The organism is Zavarzinia sp. CC-PAN008 (assembly GCF_051903925.1).
In the GTDB taxonomy this organism is placed as follows: Bacteria; Pseudomonadota; Alphaproteobacteria; order Zavarziniales; family Zavarziniaceae.
Window position 1 is genome coordinate 4633347 of the sequence record NZ_CP173678.1, and the last position, 24980, is coordinate 4658326.

Below are 24980 nucleotides of genomic sequence, written 5' to 3' on the forward strand. Positions count from 1 at the left end.
AGTGTCACGAAGAATGACATTGGAGGACGCGATGACCAGGACGCCATGCCCCCGCCCGACCGGCCTGCTGGGCTGGACGACCGCCGCCCTGCTGCTGTCCAGCCCGGCCTGGGCGCAGGGCGCGATGCCCCAGGTGCCGACGCAGACGCCGGAGCAGCAGCACCAGATGGAACCCCTGCCCACGCCGGAGGCGGTCGAGCGGATGCCGGCGCCAGCCGTGCCGCAGCCGACCCCGGCCCAGACCAACGAGCAGATGCGCACGCCCGATGCCGCCCCGGACGCCGCCGAGCGGGCGCCCGGTCCCGCCAGCCTGAAACTGGCGGAGGATCCGCGCCTGGGTCCCTACCTGGTCGATGGGCAGGGCCGCACGCTTTATGGCTTCGCCGCCGATCGCAAGGGGGCTGCGCAGACCGATCCCCTCAGCACCTGCACCGGCGACTGCGCCGCCGCGTGGCCGCCGCTGACCACGTCGGCCCAGCCGGCCACCGGCGACGGCCTGAGCGCCGAGGCGGCAGGCGCCGTGCCGCGCGAGGATGGCTCGCTCCAGGCCACATGGCACGGCCTGCCGCTCTATACCTATGCCAAGGAGCCGACCGGCACGGGCGGCCACGGCCTCACCGACTTTGGCGGCCCCTGGTTCCTGGTGACCCCGGACGGTCGCTCGGCCACCGGCAATACCCCGTCCGACACCGTCAGCCCCAACAGCCAGACACCAGGCGCCGGCGGCTAGAGCGAACCGCCTGGGCGGTGGCGCAGGGCCCGGCGCAGCGGATGCGCCGGGTCGTCCGACGCTGGGGTGGGACGCGCGACGACATAGCCGAAGTCGCTGGCGAACTCGTACTCCAGCGCCGTCACCTTGCGCAGCAGGGTCGCCTGCGCCGCATCGCGCGGCGCGACGGCCAGGGCCTCCCAATAGACATAAAGGATCGGGCGCGGCAGGCGCAGCAGCCCGCCATGCCAGGCCTGCAGGTGCTCCAGCGCCATGCGGACGGACGGCCGTTCGACCGCAGGCACCACGTCCAGCAGGTGCTGCGTCACGGCCCGGAGCACGGCCTGCTCGTCCGCGCTCAGGGCCAGGCTGCGGGTCTCGAACGCGCGGGCCGGCTCGCCGTGGAGGGGGGCCTGGATCAGGCGGCGACCGCCGGCGCGGCCCCGGTGCCGGGGCGCACGCCGCGGTCGACCAGCTTCAGGCCCAGGATCAGGGCACGCACCTCGGCCCTGGCGGCGACCTGGGACATGGTCAGCTCGGCATTGGTCTGCTTGCCCAGGTCGAGCATGGTCAGCCCCTCCAGGAACAGCTCGCGATAGATCACGCGCTCGGACAGGCCGGGGATGATGCGGAAATTGATGCGCTTGGCCAGATGCTCCAGCGTCGAGCCGACGCGCCGCTTGTTGCGGGCGTCCAGGCTGGACACGCGGTTGCGCAGCACGACCCAGTCGATCGTGCCGGCATCAGCCCCGGCGCGACGCTTGCGCGCGTCCCAGACGATCTCGGAATAGACGCTGGGGCCCAGCACCTTGTTCGTCTCGGGCTCGATATGGGCCAGCAGGTCCAGGTCGATGAAACTGTCATTGACCGGCGTCACCAGGGTATCGGCGCAGCCATGGGCCAGGCGCGAGAGGAAATTGTCGCTGCCCGGGCAGTCGATCACGACGACGTCGACCCGCTCCATCATCTGTTCCAGATAGTCGAGGAAGGCGCCGCGCTCCTCGGCCTGCATCTCTTCCTTCGTCGCGGCCTCGCTGCGGCGGACCACGGCGCGCAGCGGCATCTGCATGACCGCGCCGCGCTGGATCGCCGCCGCGCGGTTGTCCAGGTAGCGGTCCAGCGTGCGCTGCCGGCCGTCCAGGTCCAGGCAGCCCACGCGGTAGCCCTGCTGCATCAGGCCGACCACTACATGCATGGCTGTCGTCGATTTCCCGGACCCGCCCTTTTCATTGCCCAGCACCAGGATATGCGCACGACGGCTCACGAGTCGGTCCTCCGGGTTCTCATCCACAAGATGCTGGGTACGGCTGAAGCCATGAGTCAAGATAAAGGGTCAAGAGACAGGTGACCATGGATCGGATCGAGGCGGTTGTCGTGGGGGCGGGCGTGGTCGGGCTGGCGGTCGCCCGGCGCCTGGCCCAGGCCGGGCTGGAGGTCGTCGTGCTGGAGGCGGAGGCGACGTTCGGCAGCGTCACTTCGGCCCGCAACAGCGAGGTGATCCATGCCGGGATCTATTACCCCAGGGACAGCCTGAAGGCGCGGACCTGCGTCGCGGGGCGCCGCGTGCTGTACCCGTACTGCGCGGCGCGGGGCATCGCGCACCGGCGCCTGGGCAAGCTGATCGTCGCCACGTCCGATGCCGAGGTCGCGACGCTGGAGACGCTGAAGGCGGCAGGCGAGGCCAACGGGGTGGAGGGGCTGGACCTGATCGACGGGGCTGCCGCCCGCGCGCTGGAACCGGCATTGGCGGCGCGGGCGGCCGTCGTCTCCCCCACCTCGGGCATCGTCGACTCGCACGGCCTGATGCTGAGCCTGCTGGGCGAGGCGGAGGCGGCGGGTGCCGCCCTGGCGACCCGGGCGCCAGTGGAGCGGGTGGTCGCGACCGATCGGGGCTTTGATGTGCAGGTTGGCGGGGCGGAGCCGATGCGGCTTGGCTGTCGCGTGCTGGTCAATGCCGCGGGGCTTGGCGCGCCGGACCTGGCGGCGCGGATCGAGGGGCTGCCGGCCCGGCATGTGCCGACACAATACCTGTCGCGTGGCTGTTACTTCTCCCTGCGCGGGCGGGCACCGTTCCGCCACCTGATCTATCCGGTACCCAGAAGCGCCAGCCTGGGCACGCACCTGACGCTGGACCTGGGCGGGCAGGCCCGCTTTGGCCCGGATCAGGAATGGATCCAGGCGATCGGCTATGACGTCGATCCCGCCCGTGCCGACGTCTTCTATACCGACATCCGTAGGTATTGGCCGGGCCTGCCGGACGGGGTGCTGGACCCGGCCTATGCCGGCATCCGGCCCAAGCTTCAGGCGCCGGGCCAGGCCTTTGCCGATTTCCGCGTGGACGGGGCGGAGGTGCATGGCCTGCCCGGCCTGGTCAACCTGTTCGGCATCGAATCGCCCGGCCTGACCGCCAGCCTGGCCCTGGCCGACCTGGTGGCGGGGCGGCTGGGACAGGCGGATTCAGTCCTCTGACGACGACGCGGCCACGGCCTGCTTGAGCGCGGCGTTCTCGTGGAAGCGGATGCGGCTGTTGACGAACTTCTTGGCGCCCTTGGCCCCGCGCCGCTTCTCCCGCTCGCTCTCGGCCCCCGTGTGCTTGGCCTGCACGCTGACGTCGGCAAAGCTGGAGGCGCGGCGGGTGTCGCCGACGCGGGAATAGCTGACCTTGTCCGGGACCGCCTTGAACCCGCGCTGGTGATTGGTCTTCATGACGTGGTGTCCAGCTTCGCAACGCCCGCAGGGTAGCGCGGCCGCTGCACCCGGTCCATGTGAGCGCCGACACAGCGAATGGCGTTGGCCAGCCCAGCGGAACATGCTGTTGACCCAGCCACACCGAGGGCCAATCTGTTAACGATTGCAGGTTCGGGTCCAGGTGCCGTCCCCTCCCCCCTCATCCCCGCAAAGGCGGGGACCCAGGGCCACCCAGGGCAGCGCTTGCGGCCCCTGGATCCCCCTCACGCGGGGATGAGCGGACGGAAGAAACATGGCGTCGTACAACATCCCCTTCTCGGTCCTGGACCTGGCGCCGATCGTTCAGGGCGGCAATGCGGGTACAGCCTTCCGCTCGGCCGCCGACCTGGCGCGCCATGCCGAGCGCCTGGGCTACAAGCGCTACTGGCTGGCGGAGCATCACAACATGCCCGGCATCGCCAGTGCAGCGACGGCGGTGGTGATCGGCCACGTGGCGGCGGCCACGAAGACGATCCGCGTCGGCTCCGGCGGGATCATGCTGCCCAATCATGCGCCGCTGGTCATCGCGGAGCAGTTCGGCACGCTGGCGGCCATTCATCCCGGCCGCATCGACCTGGGCGTGGGCCGCGCGCCCGGCACCGACCAGCGCACGGCGCAGGCGCTGCGCCGCTATTTCAGCGCGGTCGACAGCTTCCCCCAGGACGTCGTCGAGCTGATGGGCTGGTTCAAGGAACCGGTACCCAACCAGGCGGTGCAGGCGGTACCGGGCGGCGGGCTGGACGTGCCGGTTTGGATCCTGGGCTCCAGCACCTATGGCGCGCAGCTGGCGGCGATGCTGGGCCTGCCCTTCGGCTTTGCCTCCCACTTCGCGCCGGACATGCTGCTGGACGCGCTGCACATCTATCGCGACACGTTCAAACCGTCGGAGCACCTGTCCGAGCCCTATGCCCTGGCCTGCATCAACGTCTTTGCCGCCGATACCGACCAGGAGGCCAAGCGCCTGTTCACGACGCTGCAGCAGGCATTCATCGCGCTGCGCACCGGCAGGCCTGGCCTGATGCCGCCGCCGCTGGACGATCCCCGCGAGATCGAGGCGCTTGCCCAGCGCGCGGGCCTGGGCTCCACCTTCCGCTATGCGGCGGTCGGCTCCCCCTCCACCGTGCGGGAGAAGATCGAGGAGTTCCTGGACAGGACCCAGGTGAACGAGCTGATGGCGACGGGTGGCATCTATGACCACCAGGCCCGGCTCTATTCCTTCGAGATCCTGGCCGGCATCCGCGACGCGATGCACCGCGCGGCGGCCGCCTGAACCATGCTGTGACCTGTTGCATGCAACGGGCTGCGCGCCCATCCTGACGCCCTCACGCAATAGGAGGGCGGAATGCCGGACGGAAGCCATTGGATCGCCGCCAGCGAGGAGATCCTGCCGCGCCTGATCGACCTGCGCCGGGCGATCCACATGGAGCCGGAAATCGGCCTGCAGAACCCGATGACGACGGCCAAGGCCAAGGCCGCCCTGGCCGGCCTGCCGCTGGAGATCCGGGAGGGACCCTCGACCACCGGCTTCGTCGCGATCCTGAAAGGCTCGGGCAACGGCCGCACCGTCCTGCTACGCGGCGATACCGACGCCCTGCCGATGCACGAGGATACGGGCCTTCCCTTTGCCTCGACCATTCCGGGGGCCATGCACGCCTGCGGCCATGACATGCACACGACGATGCTGGTGGGAGCCGCCCACCTGCTGTCGGCGCAGCGCGACCGCCTGCCGGGCACCGTCGTCTTCATGTTCCAGCCGGGCGAGGAAGGCTGGCACGGTGCGCGCTACATGATCGAGGACGGGCTGCTGGATCCCAGGCCCGATGCCGCCTTTGCGCTGCACATCATGCCCAATGCCGCCTCCGGCACGTTCGGCGGGCGCGCCGGGCCGATGCTGGCGTCGGCCGACAAGATCAAGGTGACGGTGCACGGTCGCGGCGGCCATGCCTCCATGCCGCACGACGCGCAGGACCCGGTGCCGGTCGCGTGCGAGATCGTGACGGCACTGCAGGTCTTCGTGACGCGCCAGGTGCCGGTATTCGATCCCGCGGTCATCACGATCGGCCAGATCACGGCCGGCTCCACCGACAACGTGATCCCGGAAAAGGCCGAGCTGCTGGGCACGATCCGCACCCTGTCCGAGAAGACGCGCAGGATCGTGCACGAGGGCGCGCTGAAGGTGGCGCAGCACATCGCGGCCGCCCATGGCCTGACCTGCGATGCGGAGGTGATCCCCGGCTTTCCCGTGACGGTGTGCGATCCCCAGGCGGTCAAGCTGGCGTCGCAGACGGCGCGCGACCTGTTCGGGGAGAATGCCTGGCGGACCATGCCGACCCCGATCATGGGGGCGGAGGATTTCGCCTATGTCCTGCAGCAGGTGCCGGGCGCCATGGCGTTCATCGGCGTCTCCCCCCATTCCGGCGACCCTTCGCGCAACTATCCCCTGCACAACACCAAGATGACGGCGGACGAGGCGGCGATGGCCAAGGGGGCGGCAATCCACGCCGCCTTTGCCGAGCGCTTCCTGAACAACGGGTTCGAGGACGCAGCCTGAGGCGCCGCACCTGATGCTTCGAGACGCCGGCCTGATGGCCGGCTCCTCAGTATGACGCCGTCATAGACATTCAAGGAAGATCAACGGCGTCATGCTGAGGAGCGGTCCGCAGGACCGCGTCTCGAAGCATCGGACGCCACGCCTTAGTTCGTCGCTGGCGCGGCCAGGGTCTGGAAGCCCTGGGCCTTGAAATAGGCGCCGGCGGGGGCGGTCCTGAGCCAGTCGGCGAAAGCCGTGGCGGCCGGCGTCTTCGCCTCCGCCAGGACGGCCAGCGGATAGACGATCGGCGGATGGCTGCCCGCCGGGAAGGTGTCCAGCACCTTCACCTTGGGCTCCGACACGGCATCGGTCGCGTAGACGATGCCGAAGGGCACCTCCCCCCGCGCGACGAGCGCCAGCGCCGCACGCACGTTCTCGGCCATCGCCACCTTGGGCTCGACCGCGGCCCATTCGCCAAGCGACTCCAGGGCCGCCTTGCCGTACTTGCCGGCGGGCACCGCGGCAACATCGCCCATCGCGATCCGGCCGGTGCCGATCAACGCGCCCAGGCCCATGCCCGGCGCGATCGTCACGCTGGCGGTGGAGGCCGCGGGCGCCACCAGGACCAGGCTGTTGCCCAGCAGGTCGACCCGGGTGTCGGCCTTGATGAGCGACTTTTCCGCGACGTAGTCCATCCAGGGCACGTCGGCCGAGATGAACAGGTCGGCCGGGGCGCCCTGCTCGATCTGCTTGGCCAGGGCGGAACTGGCCGCATAGGAGATGGTGACGCTATTGCCCGTCTGCTGCCCCCAGGCCGCGGCGGCGGCGTCGAGCGCGTTCTTGAGGCTGGCGGCGGCGAAGACCGTCACGTCGTCGGCCCGGGCCTGGGCGCCCAGGGACAGGCCCAGGCCAAGCACCACGACAGCAAGGGCACGGTGGAGCCAGGGGCGTCGGGCCATGTTCATCGCACTGTCCTGCAAGGGTGACCGATCAGGCATCCACCCTAGCAGGTCGCTATATTCTTTCAAACATAACGATGCGCAGCCGGCCTTTCAGCCGACAGGCTATTGCCCGGTGTTCGTGACGTTCTCGCGGGACAGGGCGAAGAGCTGTTCGGCCTTTGCCGCGTCCTTGGGCACGCCCAGTCCGTCCTGGTAGAGGACGCCAAGGTTGTACTGGGCCATGCCGAAATTCTGGTCCGCCGCCTTCTGGTACCAGCGCGCCGCCTCCGCCTGGTCCTGGGCGACGCCATAGCCGTTGTCGTACATCGTGCCGATCTCGAACTGCGAGAAGGCGTGGCCGCGATCGGCCGAGAAGCGCAGACGCTTCATCGCACCGTCAAAGTCCTGCGTGGCCAGGACACCGTCCCGCAGGACCGTGCCCAAGGTGAACGAGCACTCAAGATTGCCACCATCGGCCAATTCGGCCATTTTCTGCACGTATTCGGGATACCACCCCTTGCGATAGAGATCCTGTGCTTCGGGACAGGCCAGGGCGGGGGACGCCGTCATGACACAAGCGACCGCAGCAGCCAGCAAGATACGCATCGCGATACAACCCTTCTCCGTCACAAGCCGACCCCCAGACGCTAGGATGCTGAACGGCGTTCCGCAACGGAAAAATAGAGTGATCGTTCACTCTTTTAACGTCGAGCCGATGGTGGGACGCGTAGATCCTGCCTCGTGGCCCTACGCTATGATGTCCGTTTCATAACGAAGTCAGACGGGCGCCTCAGGCCCAGAGCGTGTGCTCCAGCAGGATCTTGGCGCCCAGCAGGATCAGGAACACGCCACCCACCAGTTCGACCGACTTGCCGAAGCGGGCGCCCAGGAAGCGCCCGGTCAGGGTGCCGATCGTGACCATGACGAAGGTGGCCAGGCCGATCGCCCCCGCCGCCACCAGGATGTTGACGTCCAGCAGCGCCAAAGACACGCCGACGGCCGCGGCGTCGATGCTGGTGCCGATCGCGGTCAGCAGCAGGACGCGCAGCGTGTGGCGGCTGGGCCGTTCCTCGACCGCGTCGCGCGACAGGCCGGCGCGGATCATATGGCCGCCGACGATCGCCAGCAGGACGAACGCGATCCAGTGGTCGACCGCCTCCACATAGCCGGCGGCGACATAGCCGGCAGCCCAACCCAGGAGCGGGGTGATCGCCTCCACCACGCCGAACAGCAGGCCGGTGCGCAGCGCCTCGCTGGCGCGCGGGCGGTGCAGGGCCGACCCCTTGGCCACCGACGCGGCAAAGGCATCGGCGGACATGCTGAGGGCCAGACCCGCGAGAGCAAGGGAGTTCATGGGACGACAGCCACCGGACGCGCGAGACAGCACACGGCGGACCGCCTGCCGGAAAGGCGGCCCACGTGCGCTGGTCTCGCCAGGCAGACAATGCTGCCGCCAGGACCATGCCCGGGCGGCCCGCTGGCCACCCCGGCAAGTGTGTTGACCCTGGCACGCCACCGGCGGAGGACGCGGGCGGCGGAGGCTACTCCCCAACTGCGGGGAGGATAGGCGGCGCGATGCTGCACTGCAAGAGCCATGGCGGTCGCAGGGCGGCGCACGCAGCCCCGCTTGCGCCCCGCGCCGGGATGGCTAGGGTCCCCTTCTGGGAGCGAGCCGGGAGACGACGGGAGTGCAGGCAATCCATAAGCTGTCGCTGGTCAGCCGCTATGCCGCGTTCGCCGCCTGCATCGTGCTGGCCGTGCTGTTCCTGCTGGCGCCCGTGGCGGAGCCGTGGGGCACGCTGCTGGCCATCCTGTTCGGCGTGCTGAGCCTGGTGGGCGTGCACGACCTGGTGCAGGACCGCCACGCCGTCACGCGCAACTACCCCGTGATCGGCCATATCCGCTACCTGGTCGAGGCGGTGCGCCCCGAATTGCGGCAGTACCTGTTCGAGACGGATTTCGAGAAGCTGCCCTTCTCGCGGCAGGAACGCTCCCTGGTCTATGCGCGGGCCAAGAACGAGCCGGACCAGCGCCCGTTCGGCACGCTGGACGACACCTATGCCACCGGCTACGAGTTCATCGGCCATTCGATCCAGCCGGCGCCGATGGCCGATCCCGCCACGTTCCGCATCCCCATCGGCAACGACCAGTGTGCCCAGCCTTATGCCGGCTCGGTCCTGAACATCTCGGCCATGAGCTTTGGCGCGCTGAGTGGCAACGCGATCCGCGCGCTGAACAAGGGGGCAAAGCTGGGCGGCTTTGCCCAGGACACGGGCGAAGGCTCGATCAGCGCCTATCACCGCGAGTTCGGCGGCGACCTGGTCTGGCAGATCGCCAGCGGCTATTTCGGCTGCCGCACCGAGGATGGCCGGTTCTCGCCCGAGCGCTTCGCCGCCCAGGCGGCCGACGCCCAGGTGAAGATGATCGAGCTGAAGCTGAGCCAGGGTGCCAAGCCCGGCCATGGCGGCATCCTGCCGGCGCACAAGGTCAGCCCAGAGATCGCCCAGACGCGCGGCATTCCCGTGGGCCGGGAATGCGTCTCGCCCGCGTCGCATTCCAGCTTCCGCACGCCGATCCAGATGATGGAATTCCTGGCCACGCTGCGTGAGCTGTCGGGGGGCAAGCCGGTCGGCTTCAAGCTGGCGATCGGCCAGCCCTGGGAGTTCATGGCGATCGTGAAGGCGATGCTGGCGACCGGCATCGTGCCCGATTTCGTCGTGGTCGATGGCGGCGAGGGTGGGACCGGGGCGGCGCCCCTGGAACTGTCCAGCCATGTCGGCGTGCCGATGCGCGAGGCGCTACTGCTGGTCCACAACACGCTGGTGGGTGCGGCCTTGCGCGAGCGGATCCGCATCGGCGTCGCCGGCAAGATCATCTCGGCCTTCGACATCGCGGCGGCGCTGGCGATCGGGGCGGACTGGGTGAACTCGGCCCGCGGCTTCATGTTCGCGGTGGGCTGCATCCAGTCGCAGAGCTGCCATACCAACCGCTGCCCTACCGGGGTCGCGACCCAGGACCCCTTGCGGCAGCGCGCGATCGTGGTGCCGGACAAGGCGGAGCGGGTGGCCAATTTCCACCGCAACACGGTCCATGCCCTGGCCGAGCTGATTGCCGCGGCCGGCCTGCACCATCCGTCCGACATCAAGCCCCATCACCTGGCGCGCCGCATCAGCTCCAGCGAGATCAAGCTGTTCTCGCAGCTCCTGCCGTTCCTCGCCCAGGGCGAACTGCTCCAGGGCAGCGGCGAGCATGCGTTCTATGCCTCGTCCTGGGCGATGGCCCGGGCGGACAGCTTCGTGCCCGCACTCGCAGCCTGAGCGCCGTCGCCCGGCGGGGCAGACATGAAAAAGGGGGGCGCCCGGCTGGGCACCCCCCTTGCGGGCCTGACGGGCAGGCCCTGCGCGGAATCCTCGGGCGACGGTCAGTGCTTGTCGCCGGAGCCCTTCCCGGAGGATGAGCCACTGTTCTTGTGGCTCTGCTGGCCCGCCTTCACGTGCTGTTCGTGGGTGCCGCCGCGGCTGCTGGCCTGCTTGCTGTCCGATGAGCCGGAGTTCTTGTGGCTCTGCTGGCCGGCCTTGACATGCTGTTCGTGGCTTCCGCCTTGATTGGCCATTGTCCTGTCCTTCCCTTTGTACACAACACTGCCCGGTGGCCTGTGGTTCTTGTTGCCACGACCTTGCGCGAGCACGGCCCTGAACAGGACATGGGGAGGATGGTTCCGGACGATTTCATGACGAACCATGACATCGGCGCAAGTCCCGCGCCGCCGATGGGCCGGACGGCTCAGACGCCGTCGCCCCCGCTTTCGGCCGCCAGGGGATCGGGAAAGCCGCCCTCCGCGAAGGCTTCCGCCGCGCGCGGCTGGGCCAGGCGGCGCAGGGCATGGCGGTAGAGCCCGCGCCACCCGGACTGCGGCGTGGTCAGGAACCAGCTGGCCGTGAGGTCCCAGGCCGCCGCCAGTTCACGGGCGACCGGCAGGCGACTGTAGCGGCCATCGGCAGGGTAGGGCGTCAGCTCGCAGCCATGGACACGGCCATTGGCCAGCATCATGTCGACCCGGATCAGCGGGAAGTCGCGCGACAGGATCGCCGCGACCTGGAACGGATCCTCCGCCGTGGCGGGCAGGGCGAAGTCCGGCGGCAGCCAGGCGCGGGTATAGCCGGGCACGTTCTGGACCTCGACCATCCGCCGGCCGTCGGGGCGATAGAAGGCGACGCGCTCGCCTTTGGTCTTCTCGCCCACGACGGCAACGGCATAGATCGGCCGGCCCCGGCAGCAATAGACGTTGAGGTCGACCAGTGGCGCCCCCCCGGCATTGACGATCAGATCCTCGACAAAGGCCTGGGGCACGATCTGGCCATAGGCCCATTCGCGGTCACGCCGGCCATAGGTGCCGGCCAGCCAGCGGGCCAGTGCCTGCCGGATCGCGGCGCGGTCGACCGGCTCGTCGCGGATCAGGATGTTGTAGTTGCAGCCATGATTGGTCTTGACCGCGAAGCCGGGGCGCAGGAAGGCATCCGGCAGGGCCTGGGGATCGGTGCCCTGCCAGCGGACCGGGGCGATGGCAAGGCTGGGCAGCCGGCGGCGCATCTCATGCTTGCCCTGCAGCTTGTCCTGGACAGTGACGAAGCCGGGATCGGTGTCGATCAGGCGGCGCCAGAGCAGCTTCTCGGTCAGCGTGACGGGCCGCGCGACGTTGAGGACGCGCCGCGTGCGACAGGCGGCACGCCCCAGCAGGCGGGGAAAGCGCAGCCAGAGCGCCAGGTTGACCACCAGGACGATGGCATGCGCCAGGGTCCGGGGCATCAGGGGGAGCATGCGGAATGCGTGTCACTCATCGCCGTGACTATGCCGCTGGAACCCGTCGCGGTCCGTTGCAGCGCTGCCGCGGTCCGCGATTTCCAGCGCGTGGGGCCAGACGGGCAGCCGCCCGCACACCGCACCGCCCAGTGGCGGTACGGCCCGGCACCCGGCCCCAGGGATCAAGGAAGGGTCGCGTGGTAGCGGAGGAGGGACTTGAACCCCCGACCTACGGATTATGATTCCGCCGCTCTAACCAACTGAGCTACTCCGCCACGCGCGGAGCCGGGGATATACCGACTGCGATCCGGGTCCGTCAAGCGTGCAGACCGACCCGGGCCGGCTCGACCGCGGCGGCGACGCCCCGGCGGATGACGCCGCCGCCCAGGACCTGCTCGCCGCGATAGAGGACGCATGCCTGGCCCGGCGCCACGGCCTGTTCCGGGTCCACGAAATCGACGCGCACCCCGTCGGCCGTGGGCGTGACGCGCGCCGGCACGGGCGCGCGGGTCGAGCGGACGCGGGCGCCGACGACCTCGTCCGGGGCGGGCTCGGCCAGCCAGTTGACGGCGCGCAGCAGGGCGCTGTCGCTGCCCAGGGCGGCGCGCGGCCCGACGACCACGCGGGCCCGCTCCGGCTCCAGCCGCAGGACATAGAGCGGCGCGCCGCTGCCGTCCTGCACGCCGCCCAGCCCCTTGCGCTGGCCCACCGTAAAGTGCAGCACGCCCTGGTGCGTGCCCAGCACGCGGCCGTCCCGGTGCACGATCTGGCCCGGCTCCCCCGCCTCGGGCCGCAACCTGGCGATGATGTCGGCATAGCGGCCGCCCGCCGTGAAGCAGATGTCCTGGCTGTCCGGCTTGTCGGCCAGGGCCAGGCCCATGCCGGCGGCCAGCGCCCGCGTGCGATCCTTGGGCAGGGCGCCCAGGGGAAAGCGCAGCAGGTCGAGCTCCGCCCGGGTCGTGCCATAGAGGAACCAGCTCTGGTCCCGGGCCGGATCGGCGCCGCGCCACAGTTCGGGCCCGCTGGCGCCGACGACACGGCGGACATAATGGCCGGTCGCCATCGCCGCCGCCCCCAGGTCGCGGGCAAAGCCCAGCAGGTCCGAGAACTTCACCGTCTGGTTGCAGGCGGCACAGGGAACCGGCGTTTCGCCCGCCGCATAGGCGTCGGCAAAGGGGGCGATGACCTGGTCGTGGAAGCGCTGCTCGTAGTCCAGGACATAATGCGGGATGCCCAGGCGCTCCGCCGCGGCGCGGGCGTCGCGCACGTCCTGCCCGGCGCAGCAGCTGCCGGCGCGGCGCGCGGCAGCGCCCGAATCATAGAGCTGGAGCGTCACCCCCACGACGTCGAAGCCGGCCTGCGCGGCCAGCCCGGCGACGGTCGCGGAATCGACGCCGCCCGACATCGCGACGACCACGCGGTCGCCGCGCGACAGGCCGGCAAAGGCCTGCTCGGGAACGGGCATGGGATGGGTCATGGCGCGCGTTTATAGTCCCAGTCGAATGGAAAGGAAACCGAACCTGTCCCGAGGGTCCGGTCGGAGTTCCGGAGATCTTCGCAAAGCTGGCGCGATCTTCGTTTGGCCGAGACTGAGTCCCAAGATCGTCGAGTTCGCGTTGACTCGTCGACGCATCTCCAGCTGGTCGCGGCGGTTTGATGGCTCGTGGATTCTATGATACGCGACAAAGTACACTCATGTACGGAGAGACTCATGGAAGGACAGACCATGGAGATCGAAACCGAAGTCTCATCAGAACGACTGTCGGGACAGCCCAAGGAGGCGTGGTCCAGGCCAATGATCGAGAAGGTCATCCTGGCGGACGCCGCTGGGAACGTGCTGGCCGGCCCCGACTATGCTTCGCTGACGAGCTGAGTGAGCAGGGACCGCCTGAACGTCCTGCCCCCTGAACCTGCTGCCTACAGGAAGTTGAGCAGGCTGACGCTGGCGAGCTGGCCCACCACCTTGTAGCTGGTCTGCAGGGCGACCTGGTCCTGGTTCAGGCGGGTGATCGCCTCGGCCGCGTCGACATCCTCAATATCGGAGATGACAAGGCCCACGGTCAGCGAGATCGACTTCTGCCGCGCCTCGGTATCGGCGACCAGGGTGCGCGTGGCGCCAAGCGCCGAGACGCTCTGCACCAGGCCGGCATCGACCTGTTCGAGCTGGTTCATGATGCCCTGGAGGAAGGCGCGCTGGGCATCCGGCATGCCCTGGCCATAGGCGATGCCGCCGGGCGTGGTCCCGGAATTGTATTCGACCAGCGCCTGCATGATCGACATCAGGCCGCTGCCCACGTCGCTGGCCAGTTCGCCATAGGAGACGGTGAGCGAATCGTCCACCTGCACGCTGAGCCGCGTGTCGCCGTTCTGGAACACGCCGGGCAAGCCGGGCGGCAGGGCATCCAGGCCCGCCAGGCTGGTCAGGGCCAGCGGCTGGGTATCGGTGCGGGTGCCGCCGAAGACGTACTTGCCGTCGACCTTGCCGTTGAGGACCGAGACGATCGTCTGGAAGGCGGTATCCATCGCCGTCTGCACGGTGGTGGCGTCGTTGACGCCGACGGCGGAGCCCAGCTGCGTGCGCAGCGTGTTTGTCGCCTTGCGCAGTTGCTGCAGGTACTGCTCGTGGATCTCCATCTGGTCGTCGGCCTTGACCGCCTGCTTGGCGTACTGTGTCACCTTGGCCTGGAGCGAGCGGGCGTTGAGGGCGGCCTGGGCATCGCTGCCCAGCCCTTCGAACGTCGCGGAAACCTTGCCGGTCGAGACCTGGGACTGGGTGGTGTTCAGCCTGGCCTGCTGCCGCATGATGTCGGCAATCATCACCTGGCTGGCGCCGAAGCTGGCAACGCGTGTCATGGCTCAGGCCCTCCCCCTTACTGCACCAGAGACAGCAGCGTGTCGTACATGTCGCGCGCCGTGGCGATCATCCGGGCGCTGGCGTTGTACGCGTTCTGGTAAATGATCATGTTGGACAATTCCTCGTCCAGGTTGACGCCGGAGACGCCCTGCTGGCGGGCCGTCACCTCGGTCTTGACCGCGGTGGCGTCGGCCAGCCGGCTGCTCACCTCGCTGGCGGCGGTGCCGGCGGCGGTCAGGACGGAGGTCGCATACTGGCTGAGGCTCATCGTGCCGGCGGGCACGGGACCCACCGCGGCAAAGGCCAGGACGGTGTCGGCCATCGCCTGGAGCGCCTGCGCGCCCGAGGCATCGGAAGCCGAGATCGGCGGCACGCGCGTGGTGTCGAAGCGGCCGAGCGGCACCCGGTTCGATGCCGCCTTCAGGTCCGGCGCCACGTCCAGCGTGCGCGCGGCCTCCACCGTGCCGGCCTGGCCGACCGAGAAGAAGGCCGAGAAATTCATGCCCGTGGTGCCGCGGGCGCTGCTGTCGGCCCGCGTGCCCAGCGTCAGGCCGGTCATGCCCGGCGCCGGGGTCATGGTCAGCGCGCCCTGGGCGTCGAGCGCGAAGCTGGCATAGCCGGCAAAGCCCGTGTTGAGCGCGTTCAGCACATCGGCCACGGTGCCGCCGATCGCGCCGAAGTCGACCAGCTGGCTGGCCGCGACCGAGCCGTTGGGCCCGCGCAGTTCCAGCGTCGTCGTACCGGTGAAGCGGTGTGCGTCGGCGGCGGTCAGGCCGGTGTCGCCGCTGAGCGGGACGTTGGCGCGCACCAGGTCGTTGAGCCCGAAGAAGTGCGAGAAGCCACGGCCGGCGCGCGTCGTGGCGGAGGCGAGGTCCTCGCTCACCACCACGCCGCCGCCGCCGGTCGCCTGAACCTGGAGCACGCCGTTGGCGAAGCTGAGGCTGCCGCCGGCCAGGCCGCCATTGGCGGCGGCGACCAAGCCGTTGATGGTCATGCCCGGCGTCACGCTGACCGTCACGGTGCTGGTCACCGTGCCATCGGCGGCGACGACCGAGAAGGTGACGTCGCCCGTGGTGTTCAGGGCGTCGTTCCCGTCCAGGCCGGTATTGCGGCCGGTCAGGGTCGCCGGCGCCGGATAGGCGGTGTTCTGGTTGGCGACGGCGTTCATCGCATCCGTCGCCTGGGCCAGCTGGCCCAGCGATTCGGCAATGCCGGGCAGGACCTGGTCGCGCACGTCGAGCAGGCCGCGGAGCGCCCCGCCCTGGAGGTTGGAGTCCAGCGCCTGGCCCGCCGTCAGCGGATTGCCGGAGGGGTCGAGCGCCCGCACCATGATCTGGGGGAAGCGGGTGGCCGAGGTCGGGCTGCCATTGGCGGTGTAGTCGAGCTGGTAGGCGAGGGAGCCCACCAGCTGCAGCCCGTTGGTCGTCGAGACGTGGAGCGCGCCGTTCGACTGCTCCTGCACCTTGATGTCGATCAGGCCGGCCAGCTTGTCGAGGGCGGCCTGGCGCTGGTCGGCCAGGCTGGCGGCGCCGTCGCCGCCGGTCGCCTGGGCCTTGGAAATCTCCAGGTTCAGCTGGTGGATGCGCTTCAGCTGCTCGTTCGCCTCCCCCACCTTGGCTGCCACCTGAAGGTCGGCCTCGGCCCGCAGGTCGTTGACCGACTGGGTCAGCGTCGAAAGCTCGCGCGTATAGCCCGCCAGCGCGGTGACGATCTGCGCCTTGAGCGCGGCCGAGGACGGGTCGGCCTGGGCCGCGTTGAAGGCGGCATAGAGCGTGTCGAGCCGACCGGACAGCGAGGTGTTGGATTCCGGCTTGCCCAGCATGGCCTGGACCTGCTGCTGGAAGGTGCTGACCGCGTCCCAGCGCGCCGCGTCGCCGGTCGCCAGCATGGTCTGGGCGTCCAGGAACTTGTCGGCGACGCGCCGCGCTTCCTGCGTGGTGACGCCGCTGGACTGCGTGCCCAGCACCTGGGTCGACTGATCGACGACCTTCCGCGCGTAGCCGACCGTGTTGACGTTGGCGACGTTGTTGGAAATGTTCCGCAGCTGCGACTGGGCCGCGGCCAGGCCGCTGTTCGCATTGGACAGGATGCCGTTCAGGCTCATGACCGTGCTCCCCAGCTTGTGACCACGCCGGCCCGCACCGGCAGATTGTGCCGCCCACAGACGGGACGAACCGGCACAAATGACCGCCCCGGCCCCGTCAGAGGCCCGGGAATGCCCGGCTTCTGCCGGCTGGATCGGGTGTCGCAGTGCTTCATGACCAGGGGTGAAGCAAGACTGATGCCAGGACCGCGCCGGCTCCTGGGCGCAGGCAGTTCGTGCCGGGCCCGGCAATTTGTGCTGGGTCGACCGCGCCGCCGCTGGCCTGTCCGGGGACCCCACAGGGCAGGCGCCAGGCCCAGCCCATAAGGATACGCGCGCGACGGGGTCGGCCGGGGCGGTTGGCATCAAGCTTGCTGAGAGGGCTGCGAACAGTTCGGAAGCGTGCCCCATGACCCAGACGACCCCAGTCGCAAGCCCAGCCAGCGCTGCCGGTGCCATCCAGGCCCTGGCCGCGCTGACCCGGGTGGGCGCGGCCGGCCAGGATGGCCAGCCGCCCGAAGGCCTGTTCGCCGGACTGCTGGCGGGCCTGGTCCCGGCGGGAGAGGGCGAGGCCGCGCCGGCCGCCGCTGCGCCGCCGGTCGAGGGCGAACCGCCCGTCGTCATCGTCGCCGCCAGCACGCAGCCGGCCCTGCCCGCCGCCATGGCGACGGCGGCCGTCGCCTGGACCGCCGAGGACGGCACCCTGGACCAGCCGATCATCGACCTGGTGCCGCAGCCCGTGGCTCCGAACGCGCCCGTCGCCCCCCGGCCGGCGTCGCAGGCCGCCGCCCAGGCGACGGTTGCGACCGGGTCGGCAGCGCCGATGCCCCCCGCCGACGACACGGCCCTGGCCGACGCCGCGGCAATCGTCGCCGCGCCCAGCCTGCCGGACGCCGCGTCCGTCGATCGGACGCCGGTGGAGAAGGCCCCGGCAGAGGCGATGCCAGCGGAGGAGATGCCGGCGGACGCCGGGCCGGCCCTGGGCCTGGCCATGGCGCCGCCCCCGCCGCCCGTTGCCGCGGCACCGCAGGCGACCGCCGCGAACCCGACAGAGACCAAGCCGACCGACGCCGCGAGCCCGCGGACCGGCTCGACCAGCCCAGCCCCCCAGGACGCGGCGCCGGATCCGGCCGCCGGCCTGGCCCGACCTGCGCCCGCCCCGGCGCCGGGCATGACGGGCTCCGGCGCCGCCGAGTCGGCGGACGACCAGGCATTGGCCCAGGCCCGGCCTGCCGCGGGGACACCGGGGGCCGCGACCTCCGCCGCCCCTGCCCCCGCCCCGGCCAGCCCAGCGACGCCCGCAGCCCAGGCCACGGCACCGGCAGCGCGGGCCGCCGCACCCGAAGCGGCCAAGAGCGACGCGGCGCCGGCCACCGCGCCGCGCATCCTGGCGCAGCTGCTGGCCAGCGCCGACACGCCGCCCGAGCAGATCCCGGCAGCGACCGCGCCCACGGCGACGCCTGCCCCCGCCGCCTCGCCCCCTGTCGCCCCGCCCCCTGTCGCGGCGGCCGCGCCTGCGCCGCTCGCGGTGCCGGCGGCCAGCGTCGCACCAGTCGGCCCGACGCCCGCCCCCGCGGCGGCCACCGCGCTGCCGCAGCCTGCGGCCCAGGTCCAGACTTCGGCCACCGTGCCGGCCCAGGCCGCCGATGCGCCTGCCGAAGTGACGGTTGCAACGATCGCCGCCCAGGCGCCACGGCCCGCCCGCGTGGCCCAGCCGGCGCCCGCCGCGACCACGGAACCGGCTGACGCGGCTGCCCCGGCCAGGACCGGCGATGCCGTGGCCCGGACCGCTGGCCAGGCCCAGCCTGTGCAGGTGCAGACCACGCAGCCCCAGGCGATCCAGCCCGCGCCCGTCGCCACGGCGACGGTCCAGAATCAGCCTGCCCAGGTGCAGTCGCCCCCGGTTCAGCCCTCCCCGATTCAGTCGCCCGCGATTCAGTCACCCCCGATCCAGGCCCCCCAGGTCCAGGCCGCTCAAACCGCTGCGCCCCAGGTCCAGGCGGGTGCGCCGCTGGATGCGCAACCCGCGGCCCAGGCGCCCACGCCTGCATCCACGCCGACGCCCGGCCCGACCCCTGCGGCACCGGCTGCCGCTCCGGCGGACGCGGCCATGGTCCAGGACGGCGTGGCGCAGGCCCCCGGCCAGGCCAAGGCCCCGGCCCGCATGGCCGGCGGGCCCGCCGCCGACATGCTGGCCGCGCAGGATGCGCCGGCGACGGCCGATGCCGCGACGGCGGTCCCGGCCGCGGCCGATGCCCCGGACGCGGCACTGCCGGCGGTCGAGGGCGGCCCGAGCCTGGCGCCCGCTGCCGAGGCGGCCAAGGCGGCGGCCCCCGTGCCGCAGCCGCGCTGGGCCGTGCCGGTCCACCCGGCGACGCAGCAGGTGGTGGCCCAGGTCGCCAAGGCGGTGCCCAATGGCGCCAGCACCTTCGACATCCGCCTGGACCCGGCAGAGCTGGGCCGCGTGCAGATCCGCCTGACGGTCAAGGACGACGGCAAGGTGGAAGCCGCCTTGAGCGCCGACCGGCCCGAGACGCTGGCCCTGCTGGAACGCGACCAGAAGACCCTGGTGCGTGCGCTGGACCAGGCGGGGCTGAAGGCCGACACGGGCGCGCTCAGCTTCTCCCTGAACCAGGGCGGAGGCGAGAACGCCCGGGCCTTTGGCCAGCAGGGCAATCACCAGGGCGGTCACCCGTCGCATGGCTCCGCCTCTGGCGGCACACCCGGCGAAGGGACCGACACCACAGCAAAGGCCGCCGTCCAGCCCAGGCACGGCGCCACCTCCAGCCTCGACATCTCGGTCTAGGGAGCCCGGACGATGGACGTCAATTCCGCAACCAGCGCCGCCACCGCAGCCGCCGCCGGGTCCAAGTCGGCCACGGCCGGGGCGACGCTGGCCACCACGTTCGACACGTTCCTGACGCTGCTGACGACACAGCTGCAGAACCAGGACCCGCTGAACCCCATGGACTCGGCCGAGTTCACCAACCAGCTGGTCAACTTCTCCGGCGTCGAGCAGCAGATCAACACGAACTCGAACCTGGAGAACCTGATCACGCTGGTGAAGGGAACCCAGGCACAGCAGGCCGCGGCCTATATCGGCAAGACCGTCAACCTGGACAGCGACACCGCCGCCCTGAAGAACGGCGCCGCCTACTGGTCCTATGACCTGGAAGACACCGCCAAGGTGACGGTCCTGACCATCACCAATTCCAGCGGCCAGACGGTCTGGCAGGAAACCGGCGAAACCGCCGCCGGCCGGCACGACCTGACCTGGGACGGCAAGGACGCCAGCGGCACGGCCCTGCCCGACGGCAGCTACACGCTGACCGTCTCGGCCCTGACCGACGCGGGCGTGCCCGTGAAGACCGATATCGCCGTCACCGGCCGCGTCAGCGCGGTCGAGGTGGCGGATGGCGAGACCTATGTGGTCGTCGACGGCAACCGCGTGAAGCTGTCCGACGTCACCTCGATCCGCGAGACGAGCTGAGGGGCGGCAAGACCCCCTGAACAAATCGACTGAACAAACCCATCCAATCGAACAGACCTGTCAGTAAAGGGATCCGATCATGAGCCTCTACGGCGCCCTGCAGTCCGGTGTTTCTGGGCTCAATGCCAATTCCAAGGCGATGAGCATCATTTCGGACAACATCAGCAACGTGAACACCATCGGGTACAAGGAGAACAAGGCCCTGTTCTCGACCCTGGTGACCGACAACACGCCGAACAAGTACACGGCCGGCGGCGTGCGCGCCTCGGCCCAGGCGCTGATCACGAAGGAAGGCCTGGTGCAGACCAGCTCCTCCGTCACCGACATCGCCGTGTCGGGCCAGGGCATGTTCGTCGTCTCTGACCTCGCCAATGGCGGCGGCATGCGCTTCACCCGCGCCGGCTCGTTCACGCCCGACCAGAACGGCAACCTGAAGAACGGGGCCGGCTTCTACCTGCAGGGCGTGCCGGCCGACATCGACGGCAATTTCCCCACCAACGTCGCCGGCCCCAACGTGCTGCGCACGATCAACCTGGCGTCGCTGACCGGCAATCCGACGGCGACATCGTCGATCGGCATCGACCTCAACCTGCAGGCGTCGCAGGCGGTGTCGCCCGGCGCCTATGTCGCGGGCGACATGGCCACAAGGGCCGCCACCGGCGCCGGCGGCAAGCAGCCCGACTTCGAGCGCAGCTTCGAGGTCTTCGACAGCCAGGGCACGTCGCGCACGATCACCTTCGGCTTCGTCAAGACGGCGGCCAATACCTGGGGGGTGGAGGCCTATTCCAGCCCGGCCGCCGATACCACGGGCACCGATGGCCTGATCGCCTCGGGCACGATCACCTTCGACACCGACGGCAACCTGGCCGGCAACACCCTGCCCGCCAGCCTGGCCGTGCCATGGGCGGCGTCGCTGGGCATCACCACGCCGCAGAACATCGCCCTTGACCTGGGCACGGTCGGCGCGCGCGACGGCCTGGGCCAGGTCGACACCCCGTCCAGCCTGATCGCGTCCGTGGTCAACGGCAACGGCATCGGCAACCTGACCGGCGTCGAGATCGACAACCAGGGCGTGGTCACGGCCAAGTTCTCGAACGGGACCACGCGCAACATCTACAAGATCCCGCTGGCCACGTTCCCCAATGCCAATGGCCTGAGCGCCTCGACCGGCAATGTCTATGCCGAGACGGCGGGCTCTGGCCCCGTGAACATCGATTTCACCGGCCGCGGCACGTCGGGAAGCATTGTTGCCTCCTCGCTTGAGGCATCGACCGTCGATCTTGGCGAGCAGTTCACGAACATGATCACCACGCAGCGCGCCTATTCTGCCTCGTCCAAAATCATCACGACCGCAGACGAGATGCTGAGTGAGCTGATCAACATCAAACGCTAAAGTTTAAGACAAATATGAACGGCTCTGCTCTATCGGGCAGGGCCGTTCACTTTGTCTTAACCCAACCGTTTAGCCCTTCGTTAAATGGCTTTGGCCAATATGGGTGCAGGACGAGTTGGGACGATTGGAATCATGGGAGATACACGCCGAAGCGAGGCACCACGCGTTGCAGGACCCTTCGGGCTGCCCCGGACCCTGGACGACCTGCCGCCTCCGGATACCAAGCGTTGGGTCATTCGCCGCAAGGCCCAGGTCGTGGCCGGCGTCCGCATGGGGCTGATCAGCCTGGAGGACGCCTGCCGCCGCTATACCTTGTCGGTCGAGGAATTCCTGAGCTGGCAGCGCGCGATCGAAAGCCATGGCCTGGCCGGCCTGCGCACGACGCGCCTTCAGGAATACCGCGAGACGGCCTGACGCACAGGTCGTCGAGCACATGTCAGGCCAGGCACAGGCCACATGACACAGCGGGGACCTGGAGCATCAGGGTCCCCGCCAGGGGTTGGGGGCGGCAGTAGCGCGTTGGCCGTCCCCCGCACCCCCCTCCCCGCCCGACCGGGCCGGGCCTTCGGATCATCCGCGCAACCGCCTTTCCCCGGCAGATGGTCTGCACTTGAGATCCCCACATTGAGGTCCGGCGACCGGCAAGGCCATGCGGCCGGTGGTCAAGACCGCCGGTACTCTTGAGCCCGGCCAGGGTCGGCATGCTGTCCGACCCCCCTGGATCATGCAACGCCAAGACGGCGACGAGATCATCGCGACTGGATTGCACCTTCTCTTCGGACTATCGTGCGCAAAACGATTTCGAAGGGATGAGGTGCCCCATGTACGATCTGGTGATCCGCAACGGTGTGATCGTGGACGGTTCGGGCGGCCCCCGGTACAAGGGCGACGTGGCGATCAAGGGCGACCGGATCGTGGCCGTCGGCACGGTGTCGGGCGAGGCCGCGCAGACGATCGACGCGACGGGCAAGGTGGTGACGCCCGGCTTCGTCGACATCCACACGCATTATGACGGCCAGGCTTCGTGGGATCCGCTGCTGGCGCCCTCCTCCATCAACGGCGTCACCTCGATCGCGATGGGCAATTGCGGCGTCGGCTTCGCCCCCGTGCAGGCCGACAAGCACGACTGGCTGATCAACCTGCTGGAGGGGGTGGAGGACATCCCCGGCACCGCCCTGGCCGAGGGGCTGACCTGGGACTGGCAGTCCTTTCCCGACTACCTGGACGCGCTGCAGCGCCGGGAATTCGCGATGGACGTGGGCGCCCACCTGCCCCATGCAGCGCTGCGCGCCTTTGTCATGGGCGAGCGCGGCGCCGACCCTGACGCAGCACCCAGCCCGGCCGAAATCGCCGAGATGGAGCGCCTGACGTTCGAGGCGCTGCAGGCAGGCGCCCTCGGCTTCTCCACCTCGCGCACCTATCTGCACCGCAGCCGCGACGGCCAGAACATCGGGACGCTGCGCGCCGGGCGGGACGAGCTGCTGGCCATCGCGCGGGCGATCCGCCGGGCCGGCCGCGGCGTCATCCAGATGATCTCCGACGCCTACCTGTCGGCGGACGACGACTTCGCCAATGCCGAGCTGGACCTGATTCGTGACCTGGCCCGCACCTCGGGCGCGCCGCTGTCCTTCACGGTGCAGCAGACGGACGATGCCCCTGAGCGCTGGCGCTTCATCTTCGACCGGGTCGACGCGATGGTCCGCGAAGGCCTGGACGTGAAGTGCCAAGTGGCGCCGCGGCCGATCGGCGTCATCCTGACCTTTGCCTCCACCACCAACCCCTTCCTGCTGACCCCGGCCTTCCGCGCCGTCGCGCATGGCGTGTCGATCGAGGAGCGGCTGAAGCGCCTGGCCGATCCGTCGGTCAAGGCGCGCATCCTGGCCGACCACGCGGCGACGCCGTCGTCGGGCCTGATGGCGCGCCTGACCCATGGCTTCGACCGGATGTTCCGCATGAACGATCCCGTCGACTACGAGCCCGACCTGTCGCTGTCGCTGGAGGCGGAGGCCCGCCGCCTGGGCCGCGACCCGGCGGAATTCGCCTATGACGTCTTCCTGGAGGAAGGTGGCCGGCGCCTGATCTACCAGCCGCTGCTGAACTTCGTGAAGGGCAACCTGGACGACGTGCACGCCATGATGACGGGCGCGCGCACGCTCTATGGCCTGTCGGATGGCGGCGCCCATTGCGGCACGATCTGCGACGGCAGCTTCCCCACCACCACGATCGGCCTGTGGTCCAAGGGCAGCAAGTCGGGCAAGTCGATCCCGCTGGAGCAGCTGGTGCACGGCTATTCGCGGCGCAATGCGGAGCAGGTCGGCTGGTTCGATCGCGGCCTGGTGAAGGCGGGCTACCTGGCCGACCTCAACGTGATCGACATGGATGCCCTGGCGCTCAGCCCGCCGGAGATCATCCAGGACCTGCCGGCCGGCGGGACGCGCCTGATGCAGACGCCGCGCGGCTATGCCTGCACGATCAAGGCGGGCAAGGTCACGTTCGAGAACGGCCGCTCCACGGGCGCCCTGCCGGGCCGGGTCCTGCGCACCGAGATGCGCATCCAGGAGGCCGCGGAATAGTCCCCTGAAGGAATAGCGGCCCGAGCCCGTCCCCCGTCGCCGGCGGCGGGGGACGGGCTCAGCAGACGTCCGCAGCCGCCCGGGGCTCCGCCTCGGCCGCGCTGTCCGGCGGCAGGACGAAACCCAGGGCCGCCAGCAGGCGCCGGCAATAGGCGCGCCGTTCCTCCAGCGGATGCGCCCCCGGCTGGAGCAGGAAGCGGTAGAGCAGTGCCCCGTTCAGCTGGTCCTGGATCAGGTCGGGGTCGGGCGGCGGCCCGCCCGCCGGCCCGCGCAGCTGGCCCTGCGCGATCATCCCCTCCAGCGCCTTGCCGAACGCCGCGCGGCGCGGCGCCAGGTGCGCCTGCCAATAGGCGGCGATCAGTGCCGGATGACTGTGCGCCGTGGCCAGCAGCTGCACGACCAGGCGCCCCAGGTCGCCCCGCCCCATCGCGGCGCTGACCGTGCCCATCATGTAGGCGACCAGGTCCGCCACGCCGAAGCGCGACCAGTCCGGCACCGTGCCCGCCGCCGCGCGCGCGTCCTCGCGCTGCCGGACCTGGCCCAGGGCATGCACCAGCAGCGCCTCCTTGTCGCGCCAGCGGCGATAGACCGTTGCCCGCGTGACGCCGGCACGCCGGGCCACCTGCTCGATGGAGCAACCCTCGATCCCACCCTCGATGAACAGGGCGATGGCGGCATCGGGAATCGCCCGGTCGGCCGCGGCATTGCGCGGACGCCCCGGCGCCGACCGGCCCGCGCTCACGACATCGCGCCCCGACCGCGCGACGGACGGCCGCGCGATCGGGACCCGCCGGTCGCATTCAACGCCATGGCAGTCCCGTTTCCCGGCGCACATGGGACCGCTTCACGTGATCCGGTGACGCACGATTTCCCATGCCTG

The 24980-nt window shown here is 70.1% G+C and carries 23 protein-coding genes and 1 tRNA gene; 11 read left to right on the top strand and 13 right to left on the bottom strand.

What is annotated here, in order from left to right; genetic code table 11:
* Nucleotides 1-31: 31 nt before the first annotated feature.
* Nucleotides 32-730: a hypothetical protein gene (locus tag ACI6GS_RS21440; protein WP_439815511.1), complete on the top strand. Its 699-nt coding sequence runs from the start codon at nucleotides 32-34 to the stop codon at nucleotides 728-730.
* Here ACI6GS_RS21440 and ACI6GS_RS21445 read toward each other — a convergent pair.
* Both ACI6GS_RS21445 and ACI6GS_RS21450 read right to left on the bottom strand, forming a co-directional pair.
* Complete coding sequence (locus tag ACI6GS_RS21445) at nucleotides 727-1050, bottom strand: hypothetical protein (RefSeq protein WP_439815512.1); 324 nt, start codon at nucleotides 1048-1050, stop codon at nucleotides 727-729. The two genes, ACI6GS_RS21440 and ACI6GS_RS21445, sit on opposite strands and share 4 nt — an antisense overlap.
* Nucleotides 1051-1127: 77 nt before the next feature.
* On the bottom strand, nucleotides 1128-1973 hold the full coding sequence (locus ACI6GS_RS21450; RefSeq protein WP_439815513.1) for a division plane positioning ATPase MipZ: 846 nt from the start codon (nucleotides 1971-1973) through the stop codon (nucleotides 1128-1130).
* An 86-nt stretch (nucleotides 1974-2059) separates the two neighbouring features.
* On the opposite strand from ACI6GS_RS21450, the gene ACI6GS_RS21455 reads away from it, so the two are divergent.
* A complete protein-coding gene (locus ACI6GS_RS21455; RefSeq protein WP_439815514.1) occupies nucleotides 2060-3178 on the top strand; it encodes an NAD(P)/FAD-dependent oxidoreductase in 1119 nt (372 codons plus the stop codon).
* On the opposite strand, the gene ACI6GS_RS21460 is transcribed toward ACI6GS_RS21455, so the two are convergent.
* Nucleotides 3167-3415 carry a hypothetical protein gene (locus ACI6GS_RS21460; RefSeq protein WP_439815515.1) on the bottom strand — a complete coding sequence of 83 codons (249 nt, stop codon included), beginning with the start codon at nucleotides 3413-3415 and terminating at the stop codon, nucleotides 3167-3169. The genes ACI6GS_RS21455 and ACI6GS_RS21460 overlap by 12 nt on opposite strands.
* Nucleotides 3416-3689: 274 nt before the next feature.
* On the opposite strand from ACI6GS_RS21460, the gene ACI6GS_RS21465 reads away from it, so the two are divergent.
* Both ACI6GS_RS21465 and ACI6GS_RS21470 read left to right on the top strand, forming a co-directional pair.
* Nucleotides 3690-4706, top strand: coding sequence for an LLM class flavin-dependent oxidoreductase (locus ACI6GS_RS21465; RefSeq protein WP_439815516.1), 1017 nt, complete (start codon nucleotides 3690-3692; stop codon nucleotides 4704-4706).
* Nucleotides 4707-4778: 72 nt separating this feature from the next.
* A complete protein-coding gene (locus ACI6GS_RS21470) occupies nucleotides 4779-5987 on the top strand; it encodes a M20 metallopeptidase family protein (protein ID WP_439815517.1) in 1209 nt (402 codons plus the stop codon).
* 143 nt (nucleotides 5988-6130) lie between these two features.
* Here the strand turns inward: ACI6GS_RS21470 and modA are convergent, their stop codons facing one another.
* The 3 genes from modA to ACI6GS_RS21485 form a co-directional block, all read right to left on the bottom strand.
* A complete protein-coding gene (gene modA / locus ACI6GS_RS21475; protein ID WP_439815518.1) occupies nucleotides 6131-6931 on the bottom strand; it encodes a molybdate ABC transporter substrate-binding protein in 801 nt (266 codons plus the stop codon).
* A 99-nt stretch (nucleotides 6932-7030) separates the two neighbouring features.
* Entirely contained in the window at nucleotides 7031-7513 is a 483-nt protein-coding gene (locus ACI6GS_RS21480; protein ID WP_439815519.1) for a tetratricopeptide repeat protein, read from the bottom strand.
* A gap of 184 nt (nucleotides 7514-7697) precedes the next feature.
* Nucleotides 7698-8261, bottom strand: a complete 564-nt coding sequence (locus ACI6GS_RS21485) for a manganese efflux pump MntP (protein ID WP_439815520.1) — start codon at nucleotides 8259-8261, stop codon at nucleotides 7698-7700.
* A gap of 334 nt (nucleotides 8262-8595) precedes the next feature.
* On the opposite strand from ACI6GS_RS21485, the gene ACI6GS_RS21490 reads away from it, so the two are divergent.
* A complete protein-coding gene (locus ACI6GS_RS21490) occupies nucleotides 8596-10224 on the top strand; it encodes an FMN-binding glutamate synthase family protein (protein WP_439815521.1) in 1629 nt (542 codons plus the stop codon).
* A gap of 104 nt (nucleotides 10225-10328) precedes the next feature.
* Here ACI6GS_RS21490 and ACI6GS_RS21495 read toward each other — a convergent pair whose 3' ends face one another.
* From ACI6GS_RS21495 to mnmA, 4 genes are all read right to left on the bottom strand, one after another.
* Nucleotides 10329-10520: a hypothetical protein gene (locus tag ACI6GS_RS21495; protein ID WP_439815522.1), complete on the bottom strand. Its 192-nt coding sequence runs from the start codon at nucleotides 10518-10520 to the stop codon at nucleotides 10329-10331.
* 170 nt (nucleotides 10521-10690) lie between these two features.
* Nucleotides 10691-11713, bottom strand: coding sequence for an ATP-grasp fold amidoligase family protein (locus ACI6GS_RS21500; RefSeq protein WP_439815523.1), 1023 nt, complete (start codon nucleotides 11711-11713; stop codon nucleotides 10691-10693).
* A 192-nt stretch (nucleotides 11714-11905) separates the two neighbouring features.
* A tRNA-Met gene (locus tag ACI6GS_RS21505) sits at nucleotides 11906-11982 on the bottom strand.
* Between the two features lie 41 nt (nucleotides 11983-12023).
* A complete protein-coding gene (mnmA, locus tag ACI6GS_RS21510; RefSeq protein WP_439815524.1) occupies nucleotides 12024-13184 on the bottom strand; it encodes a tRNA 2-thiouridine(34) synthase MnmA in 1161 nt (386 codons plus the stop codon).
* 249 nt (nucleotides 13185-13433) lie between these two features.
* On the opposite strand from mnmA, the gene ACI6GS_RS21515 reads away from it, so the two are divergent.
* On the top strand, nucleotides 13434-13580 hold the full coding sequence (locus ACI6GS_RS21515; RefSeq protein ID WP_439815525.1) for a hypothetical protein: 147 nt from the start codon (nucleotides 13434-13436) through the stop codon (nucleotides 13578-13580).
* Nucleotides 13581-13624: 44 nt separating this feature from the next.
* Here ACI6GS_RS21515 and ACI6GS_RS21520 read toward each other — a convergent pair whose 3' ends face one another.
* Entirely contained in the window at nucleotides 13625-14560 is a 936-nt protein-coding gene (locus ACI6GS_RS21520; protein WP_439815526.1) for a flagellin, read from the bottom strand.
* 17 nt (nucleotides 14561-14577) lie between these two features.
* A complete protein-coding gene (flgK, locus tag ACI6GS_RS21525) occupies nucleotides 14578-16665 on the bottom strand; it encodes a flagellar hook-associated protein FlgK (RefSeq protein ID WP_439815527.1) in 2088 nt (695 codons plus the stop codon).
* A 388-nt stretch (nucleotides 16666-17053) separates the two neighbouring features.
* On the opposite strand from flgK, the gene ACI6GS_RS21530 reads away from it, so the two are divergent.
* The 5 genes from ACI6GS_RS21530 (at nucleotide 17054) to ACI6GS_RS21550 (ending at nucleotide 24100) form a co-directional block, all read left to right on the top strand.
* The gene (locus tag ACI6GS_RS21530; RefSeq protein ID WP_439815528.1) at nucleotides 17054-19450 is read left to right on the top strand and encodes a flagellar hook-length control protein FliK; all 2397 of its coding nucleotides are present in this window, start codon (nucleotides 17054-17056) and stop codon (nucleotides 19448-19450) included.
* Nucleotides 19451-19462: 12 nt separating this feature from the next.
* Nucleotides 19463-20134, top strand: a complete 672-nt coding sequence (locus ACI6GS_RS21535) for a flagellar hook assembly protein FlgD (RefSeq protein WP_439815529.1) — start codon at nucleotides 19463-19465, stop codon at nucleotides 20132-20134.
* 79 nt (nucleotides 20135-20213) lie between these two features.
* Nucleotides 20214-21527 carry a flagellar hook protein FlgE gene (gene flgE, locus ACI6GS_RS21540; protein WP_439815530.1) on the top strand — a complete coding sequence of 438 codons (1314 nt, stop codon included), beginning with the start codon at nucleotides 20214-20216 and terminating at the stop codon, nucleotides 21525-21527.
* Between the two features lie 132 nt (nucleotides 21528-21659).
* Nucleotides 21660-21941: a CtrA inhibitor SciP gene (gene sciP, locus ACI6GS_RS21545; RefSeq protein ID WP_439815531.1), complete on the top strand. Its 282-nt coding sequence runs from the start codon at nucleotides 21660-21662 to the stop codon at nucleotides 21939-21941.
* 407 nt (nucleotides 21942-22348) lie between these two features.
* Nucleotides 22349-24100: an N-acyl-D-amino-acid deacylase family protein gene (locus ACI6GS_RS21550; RefSeq protein ID WP_439815532.1), complete on the top strand. Its 1752-nt coding sequence runs from the start codon at nucleotides 22349-22351 to the stop codon at nucleotides 24098-24100.
* 58 nt (nucleotides 24101-24158) lie between these two features.
* Here ACI6GS_RS21550 and ACI6GS_RS21555 read toward each other — a convergent pair whose 3' ends face one another.
* Nucleotides 24159-24842, bottom strand: coding sequence for a TetR/AcrR family transcriptional regulator (locus tag ACI6GS_RS21555; protein ID WP_439815533.1), 684 nt, complete (start codon nucleotides 24840-24842; stop codon nucleotides 24159-24161).
* Nucleotides 24843-24980 lie beyond the last annotated feature (138 nt).

Coding starts and splice junctions, on each gene's coding strand:
- ACI6GS_RS21480 (WP_439815519.1), bottom strand. CDS start 7,513: ATGCGTATCTTGCTGGCTGCTGCGGTCGCTTGTGTCATGACGGCGTCC.
- flgE (WP_439815530.1), top strand. CDS start 20,214: ATGAGCCTCTACGGCGCCCTGCAGTCCGGTGTTTCTGGGCTCAATGCC.
- ACI6GS_RS21455 (WP_439815514.1), top strand. CDS start 2,060: ATGGATCGGATCGAGGCGGTTGTCGTGGGGGCGGGCGTGGTCGGGCTG.
- ACI6GS_RS21515 (WP_439815525.1), top strand. CDS start 13,434: ATGGAGATCGAAACCGAAGTCTCATCAGAACGACTGTCGGGACAGCCC.
- flgK (WP_439815527.1), bottom strand. CDS start 16,665: ATGAGCCTGAACGGCATCCTGTCCAATGCGAACAGCGGCCTGGCCGCG.
- sciP (WP_439815531.1), top strand. CDS start 21,660: ATGGGAGATACACGCCGAAGCGAGGCACCACGCGTTGCAGGACCCTTC.
- ACI6GS_RS21550 (WP_439815532.1), top strand. CDS start 22,349: ATGTACGATCTGGTGATCCGCAACGGTGTGATCGTGGACGGTTCGGGC.
- modA (WP_439815518.1), bottom strand. CDS start 6,931: ATGAACATGGCCCGACGCCCCTGGCTCCACCGTGCCCTTGCTGTCGTG.
- ACI6GS_RS21465 (WP_439815516.1), top strand. CDS start 3,690: ATGGCGTCGTACAACATCCCCTTCTCGGTCCTGGACCTGGCGCCGATC.
- ACI6GS_RS21520 (WP_439815526.1), bottom strand. CDS start 14,560: ATGACACGCGTTGCCAGCTTCGGCGCCAGCCAGGTGATGATTGCCGAC.
- ACI6GS_RS21440 (WP_439815511.1), top strand. CDS start 32: ATGACCAGGACGCCATGCCCCCGCCCGACCGGCCTGCTGGGCTGGACG.
- ACI6GS_RS21530 (WP_439815528.1), top strand. CDS start 17,054: ATGACCCAGACGACCCCAGTCGCAAGCCCAGCCAGCGCTGCCGGTGCC.
- mnmA (WP_439815524.1), bottom strand. CDS start 13,184: ATGACCCATCCCATGCCCGTTCCCGAGCAGGCCTTTGCCGGCCTGTCG.
- ACI6GS_RS21535 (WP_439815529.1), top strand. CDS start 19,463: ATGGACGTCAATTCCGCAACCAGCGCCGCCACCGCAGCCGCCGCCGGG.
- ACI6GS_RS21460 (WP_439815515.1), bottom strand. CDS start 3,415: ATGAAGACCAATCACCAGCGCGGGTTCAAGGCGGTCCCGGACAAGGTC.
- ACI6GS_RS21495 (WP_439815522.1), bottom strand. CDS start 10,520: ATGGCCAATCAAGGCGGAAGCCACGAACAGCATGTCAAGGCCGGCCAG.
- ACI6GS_RS21500 (WP_439815523.1), bottom strand. CDS start 11,713: ATGCCCCGGACCCTGGCGCATGCCATCGTCCTGGTGGTCAACCTGGCG.
- ACI6GS_RS21470 (WP_439815517.1), top strand. CDS start 4,779: ATGCCGGACGGAAGCCATTGGATCGCCGCCAGCGAGGAGATCCTGCCG.
- ACI6GS_RS21485 (WP_439815520.1), bottom strand. CDS start 8,261: ATGAACTCCCTTGCTCTCGCGGGTCTGGCCCTCAGCATGTCCGCCGAT.